Origin of the sequence: Pantoea sp. AG702, assembly GCF_003182295.1 — a bacterium.
Taxonomy (GTDB): domain Bacteria; phylum Pseudomonadota; class Gammaproteobacteria; order Enterobacterales; family Enterobacteriaceae; genus Pantoea; species Pantoea ananatis.
Genome location: NZ_QGTU01000001.1, coordinates 1224922 through 1237818, shown reverse-complemented (window position 1 = coordinate 1237818; position 12897 = coordinate 1224922). Strand labels below are relative to the sequence as shown.

Annotated in this window: 11 protein-coding genes; 4 read left to right on the top strand and 7 right to left on the bottom strand. The window is 54.1% G+C overall.

From position 1 onward, the window contains the following. Window positions 1-630 precede the first annotated feature (630 nt). Window positions 631-1764, bottom strand: coding sequence for an acyltransferase (locus tag DFO57_RS05905; RefSeq protein ID WP_014605688.1), 1134 nt, complete (start codon window positions 1762-1764; stop codon window positions 631-633). Between the two features lie 181 nt (window positions 1765-1945). Between DFO57_RS05905 and DFO57_RS05900 the strand changes: the two genes are divergently transcribed. Then, complete coding sequence (locus tag DFO57_RS05900) at window positions 1946-2692, top strand: SDR family oxidoreductase (protein WP_014605689.1); 747 nt, start codon at window positions 1946-1948, stop codon at window positions 2690-2692. A gap of 37 nt (window positions 2693-2729) precedes the next feature. Here the strand turns inward: DFO57_RS05900 and DFO57_RS05895 are convergent, their stop codons facing one another. Then, entirely contained in the window at window positions 2730-3647 is a 918-nt protein-coding gene (locus DFO57_RS05895; protein WP_028715234.1) for a LysR family transcriptional regulator, read from the bottom strand. Between the two features lie 82 nt (window positions 3648-3729). On the opposite strand from DFO57_RS05895, the gene DFO57_RS05890 reads away from it, so the two are divergent. Continuing rightward, a complete protein-coding gene (locus tag DFO57_RS05890) occupies window positions 3730-4143 on the top strand; it encodes a GNAT family N-acetyltransferase (RefSeq protein WP_013026048.1) in 414 nt (137 codons plus the stop codon). Between the two features lie 34 nt (window positions 4144-4177). Here DFO57_RS05890 and mdtI read toward each other — a convergent pair whose 3' ends face one another. The 5 genes from mdtI to betI form a co-directional block, all read right to left on the bottom strand. Continuing rightward, complete coding sequence (gene mdtI / locus DFO57_RS05885; protein ID WP_013026047.1) at window positions 4178-4507, bottom strand: multidrug/spermidine efflux SMR transporter subunit MdtI; 330 nt, start codon at window positions 4505-4507, stop codon at window positions 4178-4180. Then, window positions 4494-4844 carry a multidrug/spermidine efflux SMR transporter subunit MdtJ gene (gene mdtJ, locus DFO57_RS05880; protein WP_014593863.1) on the bottom strand — a complete coding sequence of 117 codons (351 nt, stop codon included), beginning with the start codon at window positions 4842-4844 and terminating at the stop codon, window positions 4494-4496. Before mdtJ ends, mdtI begins: the two co-directional genes overlap by 14 nt. Window positions 4845-5241: 397 nt before the next feature. Then, a complete protein-coding gene (gene betA / locus DFO57_RS05875; RefSeq protein ID WP_013026045.1) occupies window positions 5242-6924 on the bottom strand; it encodes a choline dehydrogenase in 1683 nt (560 codons plus the stop codon). Between the two features lie 23 nt (window positions 6925-6947). Continuing rightward, entirely contained in the window at window positions 6948-8420 is a 1473-nt protein-coding gene (gene betB, locus DFO57_RS05870; RefSeq protein ID WP_013026044.1) for a betaine-aldehyde dehydrogenase, read from the bottom strand. A 17-nt stretch (window positions 8421-8437) separates the two neighbouring features. Further along, window positions 8438-9031 (bottom strand): transcriptional regulator BetI, encoded by a 594-nt coding sequence (gene betI, locus DFO57_RS05865; RefSeq protein WP_014593862.1) that lies wholly within the window; start codon window positions 9029-9031, stop codon window positions 8438-8440. A gap of 256 nt (window positions 9032-9287) precedes the next feature. On the opposite strand from betI, the gene DFO57_RS05860 reads away from it, so the two are divergent. Together DFO57_RS05860 and DFO57_RS05855 are read left to right on the top strand one after the other, a co-directional pair. After that, complete coding sequence (locus DFO57_RS05860) at window positions 9288-11318, top strand: choline transporter (RefSeq protein ID WP_014593861.1); 2031 nt, start codon at window positions 9288-9290, stop codon at window positions 11316-11318. Between the two features lie 131 nt (window positions 11319-11449). Further along, window positions 11450-12817, top strand: coding sequence for an MFS transporter (locus tag DFO57_RS05855; RefSeq protein ID WP_015700189.1), 1368 nt, complete (start codon window positions 11450-11452; stop codon window positions 12815-12817). Window positions 12818-12897: the final 80 nt, after the last annotated feature.

Here is a 12897-nt window from a genome sequence, read left to right as displayed (position 1 = left end):
GTCTTGAATATCGTAAGGTAATGGCCGAAAAATATGCAATAGGTTGATGTATTGAGTCAGGTTGAGGGGGAATTTTTTATTAAATCATAAATTTAAATGGTGGTTGCCACTAACCCGGATCGACGGGCAGCGAAGGGCAGACATGACCTCGTAGCGGGCCTGGATCTGCGCTCGCCACTCTGTTGCTCATCAGTGATCCCGTCACGCTACCCAACAGATCAAACTCTGAAGTGACGGCGTTGGGTAAGGTGTGCCTGTGCGACGAACACAGCGCGTATACGTCCGATAAATATGTGATCGGGGGTAACAATCTTGACATGAATTTTAAGTTTATCAGACAGTTCATTACGCCAGTTTCTTCACTATAGCGACTCCATTCACAGCATGGGAAAGCACAATGAGGAAACCGTTAGCAGTGGCCTGGTTGTTTTTGATCATTTCATTCGGCGCAACGGCGCAAAGTCTGACGCACAGCAGGGCCGATCCCGCCCATTATGCGGGATTAAAGACGTACAGCAGCATCGCAGATACGCCGGAATCACCGGATGAGCATGTGAGGGAGAGGCAGCACGACGTGGGTAAAGCATTGTGAAGTAAAAAGATGGCTCGCCAGTGCGAGCCATTTTTTCATCAGCGTGCAGGCCTGGGTGCCAGAAACTTCTTGCCCAGTTTTATTCCCGGTTTTTCCACACAGTTAAACAGTAATGATGCCAGCGCGTAGGTCACCGGAATCGATACGGCACAAACAATCAAAAAACGCGTCAGATCATTTTGATACTCAATGTCCGTTTGATTGAGCAACAGCGCAATGGCCGGGATCACGATCAGCAGATGCAGCAAGTAGACCGAAAACGACACATCGCCCAGCCATGTACTCAGACGGTTGTTTAACACCTTACGCGGAATGCGGATCAGTTTTGCCATCAGGCTGCTTTCCTGATACTGCCAGAGCACGGCCGCCATACCGATAATCATAAAGGCTTCCAGCATCACCTGCAGCTTAATGGCACCCAGCCCAATCAGCACGCTTACGGCCGGTCCGGCAAGGGCAAACAGCACGTACAGCAGGGATTTACGGCGTACCGCTTCAGCCAGCAGCATGCCTGAAATAAACATATTCAGTTTAATCAGAATCATTGACGGCATTTCAAAGGCTTCATAGTAGTCGGGCAGCAGATAACGGCCTGCGCAACTCAGCGCCATCATGCTCAGCAGGGCGGTCGCGTAACCGAAGCGCATCACCGCCAGCATCATAAACGGAAACAGCAGATAGAACTGCATTTCCAGCCCAATGCTCCAGTCGGGCAGCGTGGTATTGAATCCATAGGCGGGCAGCACGCCAAACAGGAATGACAGATGCGTCAGCACGTTCATGAACGACTGATCCGCATAGCGTGAGGATTCTGTTGCGGTCCCGGAATAAAACTGGGCAATGGTATCGCGCATCTCACCAAACCAGGGGCCATAGATCAGGGCAACCGCCAGCAGCAGATAATAAAGCGGGGCAATGCGGAAAAAACGGCGTAACCAGAATTTTTTAATGGTTTCCGCGCGTTGCCAGGGCTCCTTGTGCTGGCGTTCCACATAGTTTTTTGCCATCAGATAGCCCGAAAGCAGGATAAAGAGATCCACGCCAATGCCGGGTGAGGAGATCAAGGTAATATGGCAATGGATAAGCAGACTTATGTGTCCCAGCAGTACCCAAAGAGAAGCGATGCCGCGTAACCCCTCCAGTTCCGTGGACCAACCTCGTGTCGCAGACATGGTAAAACCCCGTTAATCAGTTAGTTATACTTGCACTAAGGCGGTAACTAAGCCCTAACGTGGTGGTTAAGTCCACCCGTTGAGAAAAAAGTGAGAGGATTCTGACGCTGTGGTTAATAATTAATCGGCGAGATAATGCGCTCGCTGATTATTTATGGCGGTTCAAACGGGAGCACGCAAGATGAATAAGCACGGCAATACATTGTTGATCACCGGTGGGGGAACGGGCATTGGGCGCGCACTGGCGCATCGCTGGCATGACGCCGGGAACAAGGTGATTATTACCGGACGTCGTCAGGACGCGCTGGACGAAGCGGCGGCCGGACGAGAAGGCATAGCGACCTGGGTTTTAGATGTCACCGATGCGGATGACGTCAGTCACGCCATTCCTCTGCTGCTCCAGACGTATCCGCACCTGAATGTTTTAGTCAACAATGCTGGCGTCTTTAGCCCTGAGGACATCACTTCACGCCGCGACCTGAGCGATGTTGTGAGAATGACCGAAACCAATTTTATTGCGCCCGTCAGGCTCACTGATGCGCTAATCGATCACCTGAGTGCTCAGCCCGCTGCGGCTATTATTAACGTGTCGTCCGGGCTGGCATTTGTCCCTTTCCCTGCTTCGCCGACCTACAGCGCCACTAAAGCGGCACTTCACTCCTATACCGCAGCCCTTCGGCCGCTGTTAAAAGGGAAGGTTGAGGTGATTGAGATTATCCCGCCACAGGTGCAAACCGAGTTAGCGCCCGGGCAGTCTCAGGATCCTGACAGCATGCCGCTTGATGCCTTCGCCGATGAGGTTATGACGTTATTGCACAGCGGCACAACGCCCACCGAAGTCTGTGTGGAACGCGTGCGCTACTTTCGCGAGGCCGAAGCGAAAGGGCAGTTTGATGAGGCATTGCAGATGCTGGTGCAATACAGCTAAGCCCCGGCCAGGCGCGAGGCGACAACGCGAGCGACGATTACGCTGTTCCACTGATTTCGTGCAGCCAGTCTGTGAGGTCGCGCTCAAGCGTTCCTGCCTTTGCGACCTCAGGCGAGAACAGGCAATACTCTGAGCCATCTTCCACAAACCCCATTGGTGCGGCCAGTATGCCGCTTTGAATATCATCTTTAACGAGCGGCCAGGGTCCAATGGCTACGCCGATCCCGGCTACCGCCGCCTGCAGGCTAAAATAAAAATGTTCGAAACACTGCTGCACGTTAACGGGAGCCGGTATCTGCATCGCCGTCGCCCAGACCTGCCACGCCTCCGGGCGGCTTCTGGAGAGCAGTAAAGGCGCGTCCGGATTCAAACCCGGACGCTCGCTGTCGAACCAGACCGTGACGCGATCGGGGCGGCAGACCGGTCCCACCTTTTCCCTGAACAAGTGTTCGATATGGCAGGGCGATACGTGAGTAAAATCATTGCGGCGCAGCGCAAAATCAATCCCCTGATCAAACGAGAATGCGCCACTGGCCGCGACCAGATGGATTTCATTTTTACCGAAGCGCGCCTCAAAATCGCCCCAGCGTGGAATCAGCCAGCGCATTAATAACGTGGGCTCACATGACAGCACGCGCTGGCGCGTTCCCGCGCGTAAGCGGTTTACGCTGCGGGAGATCATGGCGAAGCCGTGACTGACCGCGTCAGCCAGCTGTTCGCCTGCTTCTGTCAGACAGACTTTCCGGTTACGACGCGCAAACAGCGCAACACCTAAATCCTCTTCAAGTACGCGCACCGCCCGGCTGACAGCACCGGGCGTAAGATGCAGTTCGTCTGCTGCACGGGCAAAACTTTCGAAACGCGCCGCCGCTTCAAAACAGCGCAGCGCCATTAACGAGGGCAGGCGGTTGCCTGCTACAGGTGAGTTTAACTCACCGTTTGGCGCAGAAATCATCGTTATATCTCGCGTTTTTTCACCATTAATATCAATCAAACCGAGAAGGGTTGGATATTTATATTACCAGGGGGTCAGTAACGTGGACTATATCATTCGGGAAGAAATACCGTCTGTAGAAACCTATCGCCACATCAGAGTGAGCGCAGGATTAAGTGACAAAACGGAACAGGCCGCAAAGACGGGGTTAAGAAACGGTTTGTACAGCGTGGTGGTTTGCCATCAGGACGCGCCGGTTGGCATGGGAAGAGTGATTGGCGACGGAGGCTGCTTTTTTGTCATTACCGATATTGCTGTGCTGCCACAACATCATAAAAAGGGGGTGGGCGATCGTATTATGACGGCGTTAATGGCCTGGATAGCGCGCCATGCGCCGCCCTCCGCCTACATCAGTTTGATTGCCAGTCATGGCTCGCCGGGTTTTTATGCCCGTTATGGTTTCGAACCGGCATTGCTGCCAGAACGTGCGGGCATGTTTTTGCGAATCCAGGGATAAAGATGAAAAAGGGGACGTCAGCGTCCCCCTGTTATCAGGCCAGTTTCAGAATGATCATGCCCAGCAATAACAGCACAAGCCCCACCCAGCCCTTGAGGTTGAGCCGCTGACCAAACAGTATCCATCCTGCTGCCACGGTCGCGACGATACCAAAGCCGCCCCACAGGGCGTAAGCAACCGACAGATCGATGCCTTTAACCGCCTGAGACAGCGCGCTAAACGCCAGCAGCACGCAGGCCAGAGACAGCATTCCCGGGAGGATTTTTTTAAAGCCGTTGCTGTACTTAAGCAAAATATTTGCGGCTATCTCCAGCAGGACCGCCAGTGCCAGCCAGGCAAAATGGATCACATCAGGCAGGATCATGTTCTGCCTCCTTCACCTCACCGCTGCCGACTTTAATGAGCAGAATGCCCGTCATCAGCGTGATCAAACCGCAGATTTTCATTAACGACAGGGTTTCATCAAAAAGCTGCACGCTAAATAAGGTGATCAGCAGAATGCCAATGCCCTCCCAGAGCGCGTAAGCCACACCCAGCGCAATGCGCTTGATGGCGAAACTCAAAAAAAAATAAGAACAGGCAATCATCCCCAGCATGACCACATAACCCAGCTGACTCTGATTCAGGCTGGACCATTTCATGGTCAGGGTACCTATAATTTCCGTAACAATAGCGAGTACTAATAATCCCCAGGCGCGCATGGGTTTTCTCCATCAATCGACGTCATGATTTACCGTGATGCGTAACACAACGGCAGAAAAGAAGTTGGCTGGCAGAAAGGGGACTAAAGGGCGCTGCGCCAGTGCTGATCGACGGCGTTAACGCTGACAGGTGCGAGGGTAAAAAGGGGGGTAAAAAGAGTAATGAACATCCTGCTCATAATTAAACAATGCATCCACGTTGTTGCTTCTCTTCAGTGGACGGGGAAAGCCTCCGGTAATGAACACAGTAGCGTTATATCATTAAAACCGCCCCAGGCACAGCCTGTTTGTTCGGGTTTTTGACAAATATCAGGTCAATATTGCTGGGGTTTAGGCACGGTTGCGTTTCGGCAAAAAAAAGCCGGACAGCAGTCCGGCTTTGATGTCGTAGAAAACCTTACGCTGGGCGCGCGGGTTCCGTACGAACGGGCGCTTCGCCCGCCACATAGTAGTCAGCCGTGCTGCGTGGCAGAGCATCAAGTCCACGAATGCAGTCGGCAATTTTTTCACCGATCATAATGGTGGTCGCATTCAGGTTACCGGTAATGATCAGCGGCATAATTGAGGCATCGACAACGCGTAATCCCTGGAGTCCGTGAACGCGGCCTTCACCGTCAACGACCGACATCTCGTCATTGCCCATTTTACAGGTGCCGCAGGGATGATAGGCCGTTTCGCCGTGATTACGGACAAACTCATCCAGTTCTTCATCGGTCTGGCATTCAATGCCCGGACTGATTTCACGTCCGCGGTATTTATCCAGGGCCGGCTGATTAATGATCTCACGCGTAATGCGGATGGCATCGCGGAATTCGTGCCAGTCCTGCTCATGTGACATATAGTTGAACAGGATCGCAGGATGGCGACGTGGATCGCGCGATTTCAGGCGCACATGACCCCGGCTCGGCGACCGCATAGAGCCAACATGACACTGGAAACCGTGCGCATCTACCGCATTTGACCCGTTATAGTTAATCGCGACCGGCAGAAAATGGTACTGAATATTCGGCCAGCTAAACTCTTCGCGGCTGCGAATAAATCCGCCTGCCTCAAACTGGTTGCTTGCCCCGACGCCGGTGCCGTTAAACAGCCATTCCGCGCCAATCTTAGGCTGGTTCCACCATTTCAACGCCGGATAGAGCGAGACCGGCTCTTTGCACTCGTACTGCAGGTACATTTCCAGGTGATCCTGCAGATTTTCACCCACGCCTGGCAGGTCATGTACCACCGGAATATCGAACTGGTTCAGCAACTCGGCTGAACCCACGCCGGAACGCTGCAGGATCTGAGGGGAGGCAATGGCCCCTGCACACAGCAAGACTTCGCGGCGGGCGTGAACCGTATGCAGCGTATTGCTGTCGCCGATCAGGTACTCGACACCTATTGCACGCTTGCCTTCAAACAAAATGCGATCGGTCGTGGCATGCGTAACGATTTTCAGGTTGGCACGATTTTTCGCCCTGTCCAGATAACCGCGCGCGGTGCTTGAACGACGACCTTCAGGCGTGACAAAGCGGTCCATTGGACCAAAGCCTTCCTGCTGATAGCCGTTAAGGTCATCGGTACGCGGATAGCCGGCCTGAACGCCTGCCTGAATCATCGCCTCAAACAGAACGTTATTGCCTTTCTTCGGCGTGGTCACGCTGACCGGACCCTCTCCGCCGTGGTAATCGTTGGCGCCCGTATCACGGGTTTCTGATTTACGGTAGTAGGGCAGACAGTCCAGGTAGCTCCAGTTTTCCAGACCGGGCATGGTCGCCCAGTTGTCCAGATCCATGGCGTTACCGCGGATGTAACACATGCCGTTGATCAGTGATGAACCGCCCAGGCCTTTGCCTCGGCCACACTCCATCCTGCGGTTGTTCATGTAAGGCTCAGGTTCCGTTTCGTAGGCCCAGTTATAACGTTTTCCCTGTAAAGGGTAAGCCAGTGCCGCAGGCATCTGGGTTCGGAAATCAAAACGATAGTCGGGGCCGCCCGCTTCCAGCAGTAAGACATTCACATTGCTGTCTTCGGTCAGTCGGGTAGCCAGGACATTCCCTGCGGATCCGGCTCCAATGATAATGTAATCAAATTCCATTCGTCGCTCCTCAGGTAGGGGGATTAAAATACAGACTGAAAACGCGTCAGTTCTACCTGAACCGACTTCACCTGGGTGTAATTTTGCAGCGTCATCAGGCCGTTTTCACGTCCCACGCCAGAGTGCTTATAGCCACCAACCGGCATTTCGGCGGCAGATTCACCCCAGGTGTTAATCCAGCAAATACCGGCTTCAATCTGATGGATCACGCGGTGCGCGCGGTTAAGGTCTTGCGTGACCAGGCCGGCAGCCAGACCGAATTCGGTGTCATTGGCCCGACGTATCACTTCGTCTTCAGAGGTGTAGCTCAGAATTGACATCACAGGACCAAAGATTTCCTCACGGACAATCTTCATCTCGTCACGGCAGTCGCTGAATACGGTGGGTTCAACCCAGGCGCCCTGATCAAAGCCTTCGCCCGTTAAGCGTTTTCCGCCACACAGCAGACGTGCGCCTTCTTCAACGCCAGAGGCGATAAAGCGCATGACGTTGTCGCGGTGGCTAAAGCTGACCAACGGACCAAAGTTAGTCTCAGGATCGCGCAGGTCGCCCGCTTTGATGCGCGCAACGCGCTCAAGAATTTTGGCTTCAAACGCCGACTGCAGCCCGGCGGGAATAAACACGCGCGTGCCGTTAGTACATACCTGGCCTGAACTGTAAAAGTTAGCCATCATGGCGATATCCGCGGCGAGATCGAGATCGGCATCATCAAAGATGATCAGCGGTGACTTACCGCCCAGCTCCATCGTAACGTCTTTCAGCGTAGAACCGGCCGCGTTCGCCATTACCTTCTTACCACTGACGACGCCGCCGGTGAACGAGACTTTATCAATGCCGGGATGTTCGGTCAGCAGCTGGCCGGTCACCGCGCCGGTTCCCGGCAGCACGTTGAACACGCCATCCGGCACGCCCGCTTCCGTGTAGATTTCAGCCAGTTTCAGGGCCGTAAGTGGCGTGACTTCACTGGGCTTGAAGATCATGGCGTTGCCGGCGGCCAGAGCAGGCGCTGACTTCCACAGCGCGATCTGGATCGGATAGTTCCAGGCACCGATGCCCGCAACAACGCCCAGCGGTTCGCGGCGGGTATAAACAAACGAGGTATCACGCAGTGGAATTTGCTGGCCTTCCAGCGCAGGGATCAGCCCAGCGTAATATTCCAGTACGTCGGCACCGGTCACGATGTCCACGCTGGAGGTTTCACTGAACGGCTTACCGGTATCAAGCATTTCCAGCTCAGCCAGCTCATCATTGCGCTCGCGCAGGATATCAACCGCACGACGCAGAATGCGTGAACGTTCCATTGCGGTCATCGCTGCCCAGATCTTTTGTCCTTTTCTGGCAGCGGCGACGGCACGATCGACATCCTCGCGTCCGGCGATCTGAACATCAGCCAGAACCTCACCGTTGACCGGATTGATGCTCTGGAAGGTTTCTCCAGAGGTGGCGGCAACGTAGGTACCATTGATGTAGAGTTGTTGCTCGTTGAATCGGGACATAATTTCTCCTGGTTCCGTTACTCGTGTTCGCCAGCTAACTGCTGACGAATGAATTGGGTGGTCAGTGTTCGGGCGGTGGCGGCGTCAAACGGCTTGCCACTCAACGCGGCGCGTAACCACAGACCGTCGATCATGGCCGCCAGCCCGTACGCGGCAAGACGGGCCTTTTCCTTTGGTAACTGGCGGCGAAATTCAACCGCTAAAGAGGAAAACAACCGCCGGTGGCTGACCCGTTCCAGACGTTTGAGCTGCGGCTGATGCATGCTGCTCGACCAGAAATCAAGCCAGGCTTTCATTACCGCACGTTCGATCTGACTTTCGTCGAAGTTGCCGTCAACGATAGCGCGTAGCCGGACCTCTGCGGAGGCCTCTGTCAGGGACGCCAGTCGACTCGCGACCGCCTCACGTAGCTGACGCGTCACATCGCGCATGGTGGCTTCCAGCAGGCCGTTCTTATCCTTGAAGTAATGACTGATGATGCCCGTTGAAACCCCTGCGCGCCGTGCAATCTGGGCAATGGTGGCATCATTAATACCCACCTCATTAATTGTTCCCAGCGTTGCATCGATCAGCTGCCGACGTCGTATTGGCTGCATCCCTACCTTTGGCATGACTCTCACTCCAGCCTGAAACCGAACCCCTATTTAAACTTTTTTTGATTGGATGTTCAATATAAATAGAATCCTTGTTAGGATGATGTGTCCTAAAAGTTGAGTAAGTGAAGCGGTAAGTGTGGCAGATTTGCTAGTTTTGACCAGAATGTAACAGCAGGAAACGAAGCGTAAAAACACACGACGCCGGGACGCCGGATTATCCAAACAGGATGATCCCTTGCAAAATTTACACGCCAACAACCAGAGGTAAACGATGACGAGTCCACCTAGTAGTGAAAAAGACAGAATCAATCCTGTAGTGTTTTATACATCGGCGGGATTGATTCTGACCTTTTCACTCATCACCATTTTGTTCAGTAATGAAGCCGCAGGCTGGATCCTCAAGGCAGTCAACTGGGTATCTTCCGCGTTCGGCTGGTATTACATGCTGGCGGCCACGCTCTACATTGTGTTTGTGATTTACATGGCCTGTTCCCGTTTCGGCTCAATCAAGCTGGGGCCGGAGCAGTCAAAGCCAGAGTTTAGTGTACTGAGCTGGTCGGCGATGCTGTTTGCTGCCGGTATCGGTATCGACCTGATGTTTTTCTCGGTAGCCGAACCTGTTTCGCAATATATGCAGCCGCCGGAAGGTGCAGGGCAGACCATGGAGGCGGCCCGCCAGGCGATGGTCTGGACGCTGTTCCATTACGGCTTAACCGGGTGGTCAATGTATGCCTTGATGGGGATTGCGCTTGGCTACTTCAGCTACCGGTATAATCTGCCGCTCACCATTCGTTCGGCGCTGTATCCCATTTTTGGCAAGCGCATCAACGGGCCGATTGGGCACACGGTTGATATCGCCGCCGTTATCGGCACGATTTTCGGTATCGCCACCACGCTTGGCATCGGTGTTGTGCAGCTCAATTACGGGCTGAAAGTGTTGTTTGATATTCCGGAAGGGTTAACTGCCCAGACCGCGCTGATCGTTTTATCGGTGGTTATCGCCACCATTTCAGTGACCTCCGGTGTGGACAAAGGTATCCGTATTCTGTCGGAACTGAATGTCGCCCTGGCGCTCTGCCTGATTCTGTTTGTTCTGTTTGCAGGCAACACCAGTTTCCTGCTGAATGCGCTGGTGCTTAACGTGGGAGACTACATCAACCGCTTTATGGGCATGACGCTGAACACCTTTGCCTTTGACCGGCCAACGCAGTGGATGAACAGCTGGACGCTGTTTTTCTGGGCCTGGTGGGTTGCCTGGTCGCCGTTCGTCGGCCTGTTCCTGGCGCGTATCTCTCGCGGCCGTACCATCCGTGAATTCGTTCTTGGTACGCTGGTGATTCCTTTTACCTTTACGCTGCTGTGGCTGTCCGTATTCGGTAACGCGGCCCTGTATGAAATTATTCACGGCGACGCCGGTTTTGCACAGGAAGTCATGACGCACGCCGAACGTGGCTTCTACAGCCTGCTGGCGCAGTATCCGGCGTTTAAGCTGAGCGCATCGGTCGCCACCATTACCGGCATGTTGTTCTACGTCACCTCAGCGGATTCCGGATCGCTGGTGTTAGGTAACTTCACCTCAAAGTTGAAAGACATTAACAGTGATGCCCCCAACTGGCTGCGTATTTTCTGGTCGGTAGCCATCGGTGTCCTGACGTTAAGTATGCTGATGACCAACGGCATTACCGCGCTGCAAAACACGACGGTTATCATGGGGCTGCCATTTAGCTTCGTGATCTTCTTTGTGATGGCGGGGTTGTATAAATCACTTAAGGTTGAAGATTACCGCCGCGCCAGTGCTTCACGTGAAACTGCACCCTATTTGGCCCATGCGACCGATCGTCTGACCTGGAAAAAACGCCTGTCGCGCCTGATGAACTATCCTGGCTCGCGTTACACGCTGAAGATGATGGAAGAAACCCTCTTCCCCGCCATGCAGGAAGTGGCGAAAGAGCTGGAGCTGCGCGGGGCTAAGGTTACGCTGGACAGGGTTGCGGCCAATGACGAACATCCCCTGGGTTATCTGGACCTGCGGGTGCAGCTGGGCGAGGAGCAGGATTTCCTCTATCAGGTCTGGCCTCAGCAGTACTCTATACCGGGCTTTACCTACCGCGCGCGTAGCGGAAAATCGACCTATTACCGGCTGGAAACCTTCCTGCTGGAAGGCAGTCAGGGCAATGACCTGATGGACTACAGCAAAGAACAGGTGATTATTGATATCCTCGATCAATACGAACGCCATCTTAACTTTATCCATCTTCATCGTGAGGCACCGGGAAACAGTATTACCTTCCCTAACGCCTGAGTCAGCAGCCCGTAAGCCATGCGGTTTACGGGCTTTTTTTATAGTCGGAATTGTCCCGACCTAAACCGTGACAAAATCAACTATGGTTAACTCTGACAGGACACCGACCAACGGGGTAGACAGGGAGTCTTATGCGAAAAATACTCAGAACATTTCTGCCGCTTTATACCACGACGCTGTTAATGCTGCTGGGTTCGGGCTTGCTGACCACCTATGTGTCACTTCGCCTGGCGCATGAAGCGGTAAACGGTGCCTTAATCGGCGCGATTATTGCCGCCTATTACATTGGCCTGGTGATTGGTGGAAAAGTGGGACACAACCTGATTGCCCGCGTCGGCCATATTCGCGCTTACGTCGCCTGCGCCGGGATTATCACAGCCTCGGTAATAGGGCACGGGCTGACGGACTTTATACCGCTGTGGGTTTTCCTGCGTCTGATTATCGGCCTGTGCATGATGTGTCAGTACATGGTGCTGGAGAGCTGGCTCAATGACCAGGCGGAATCTTCCCAGCGCGGCCTGATTTTTGGCTTCTATATGGTGGCGACCTACCTTGGCTTAAGCAGCGGTCAGGTGGTCCTGACGCTGCAAAGCGGGTTTGGTATTAACACGCTCCTGATCGTGGCGCTCTGCTTTGCGCTTTGTCTGGTGCCCATTGCGCTGACGACGCGCACGCACGTCCGGCCCATGTCGCCTGCACCGATGGAGCTGGGCTATTTCATTCGCACCATTCCTAAGTTGCTCAGTACCACCCTGTTAACTGGCATGGTGGTCGGCGCGTTCTATGGTCTGGCGCCGGTCTATGCCAGCAGCAAAGGGTTCAGTGACGCGCAGACCGGTATCTTTATGAGCCTGACCATCTTCGCCGGACTCGTCTCGCAGTTTCCGCTCAGCTGGCTGTCCGATCGCTATGACCGTCAGCGGCTGCTGTTTTATATCTCACTGGTTTTGATGCTGGCCTGTTTGCCGCTGGTCTTGCTGCCAAATCTACCCTTTAACTGGGTACTGGGTATCGCGTTTGTCGCCAGCATGGTGCAGTTTGCGCTTTATCCTTTACAGGTTGCCCTGGCTAACGATCAGGTGGCTGCCGAGCAGCGCGTTTCCCTGACGGCCTGTCTGCTGATGGCATTTGGCATCGGGGCCAGCATCGGTCCCTTGTTGGTGGGTACATTGATGCAGCCCTTCGGCAGCAACCTGCTCTATCTGTTCTTCACCCTGTGTACGCTGCTGATTGCCGCACTGAGCTTCATGAAAACGCCGCAGCCGTTACCCACCACCGAAGTACCCCTGCCGCACGTGGTGTTGCCAGACAGCCTGGCGACATCGCCCTTAGGCGCGGCGCTTAATCCGGTGCTGGAAGACGAGGCGATTCAGGCGGCGATGGTCAACAGTGATGAGATAAACGAGGACGAGGAAGGCGGTGAAGATGATGAAGGGGACGAGAATGATGACGACCCTGGCACGAATAAGACGCTGAATCAGTCATCTCCGCCCCGATGAACAACGGCCCTGAACGTGCCGCTGGCACGATGAAAATCCTCGACAAGGTGCGCGGGTTTTGTCACGCTGAAAGCCGAAAT

Coding starts and splice junctions, on each gene's coding strand:
- DFO57_RS05860 (WP_014593861.1), top strand. CDS start 9,288: ATGACGAGTCCACCTAGTAGTGAAAAAGACAGAATCAATCCTGTAGTG.
- DFO57_RS05900 (WP_014605689.1), top strand. CDS start 1,946: ATGAATAAGCACGGCAATACATTGTTGATCACCGGTGGGGGAACGGGC.
- betA (WP_013026045.1), bottom strand. CDS start 6,924: ATGGAATTTGATTACATTATCATTGGAGCCGGATCCGCAGGGAATGTC.
- betI (WP_014593862.1), bottom strand. CDS start 9,031: ATGCCAAAGGTAGGGATGCAGCCAATACGACGTCGGCAGCTGATCGAT.
- DFO57_RS05895 (WP_028715234.1), bottom strand. CDS start 3,647: ATGATTTCTGCGCCAAACGGTGAGTTAAACTCACCTGTAGCAGGCAAC.
- mdtI (WP_013026047.1), bottom strand. CDS start 4,507: ATGATCCTGCCTGATGTGATCCATTTTGCCTGGCTGGCACTGGCGGTC.
- DFO57_RS05905 (WP_014605688.1), bottom strand. CDS start 1,764: ATGTCTGCGACACGAGGTTGGTCCACGGAACTGGAGGGGTTACGCGGC.
- betB (WP_013026044.1), bottom strand. CDS start 8,420: ATGTCCCGATTCAACGAGCAACAACTCTACATCAATGGTACCTACGTT.
- DFO57_RS05855 (WP_015700189.1), top strand. CDS start 11,450: ATGCGAAAAATACTCAGAACATTTCTGCCGCTTTATACCACGACGCTG.
- mdtJ (WP_014593863.1), bottom strand. CDS start 4,844: ATGCGCGCCTGGGGATTATTAGTACTCGCTATTGTTACGGAAATTATA.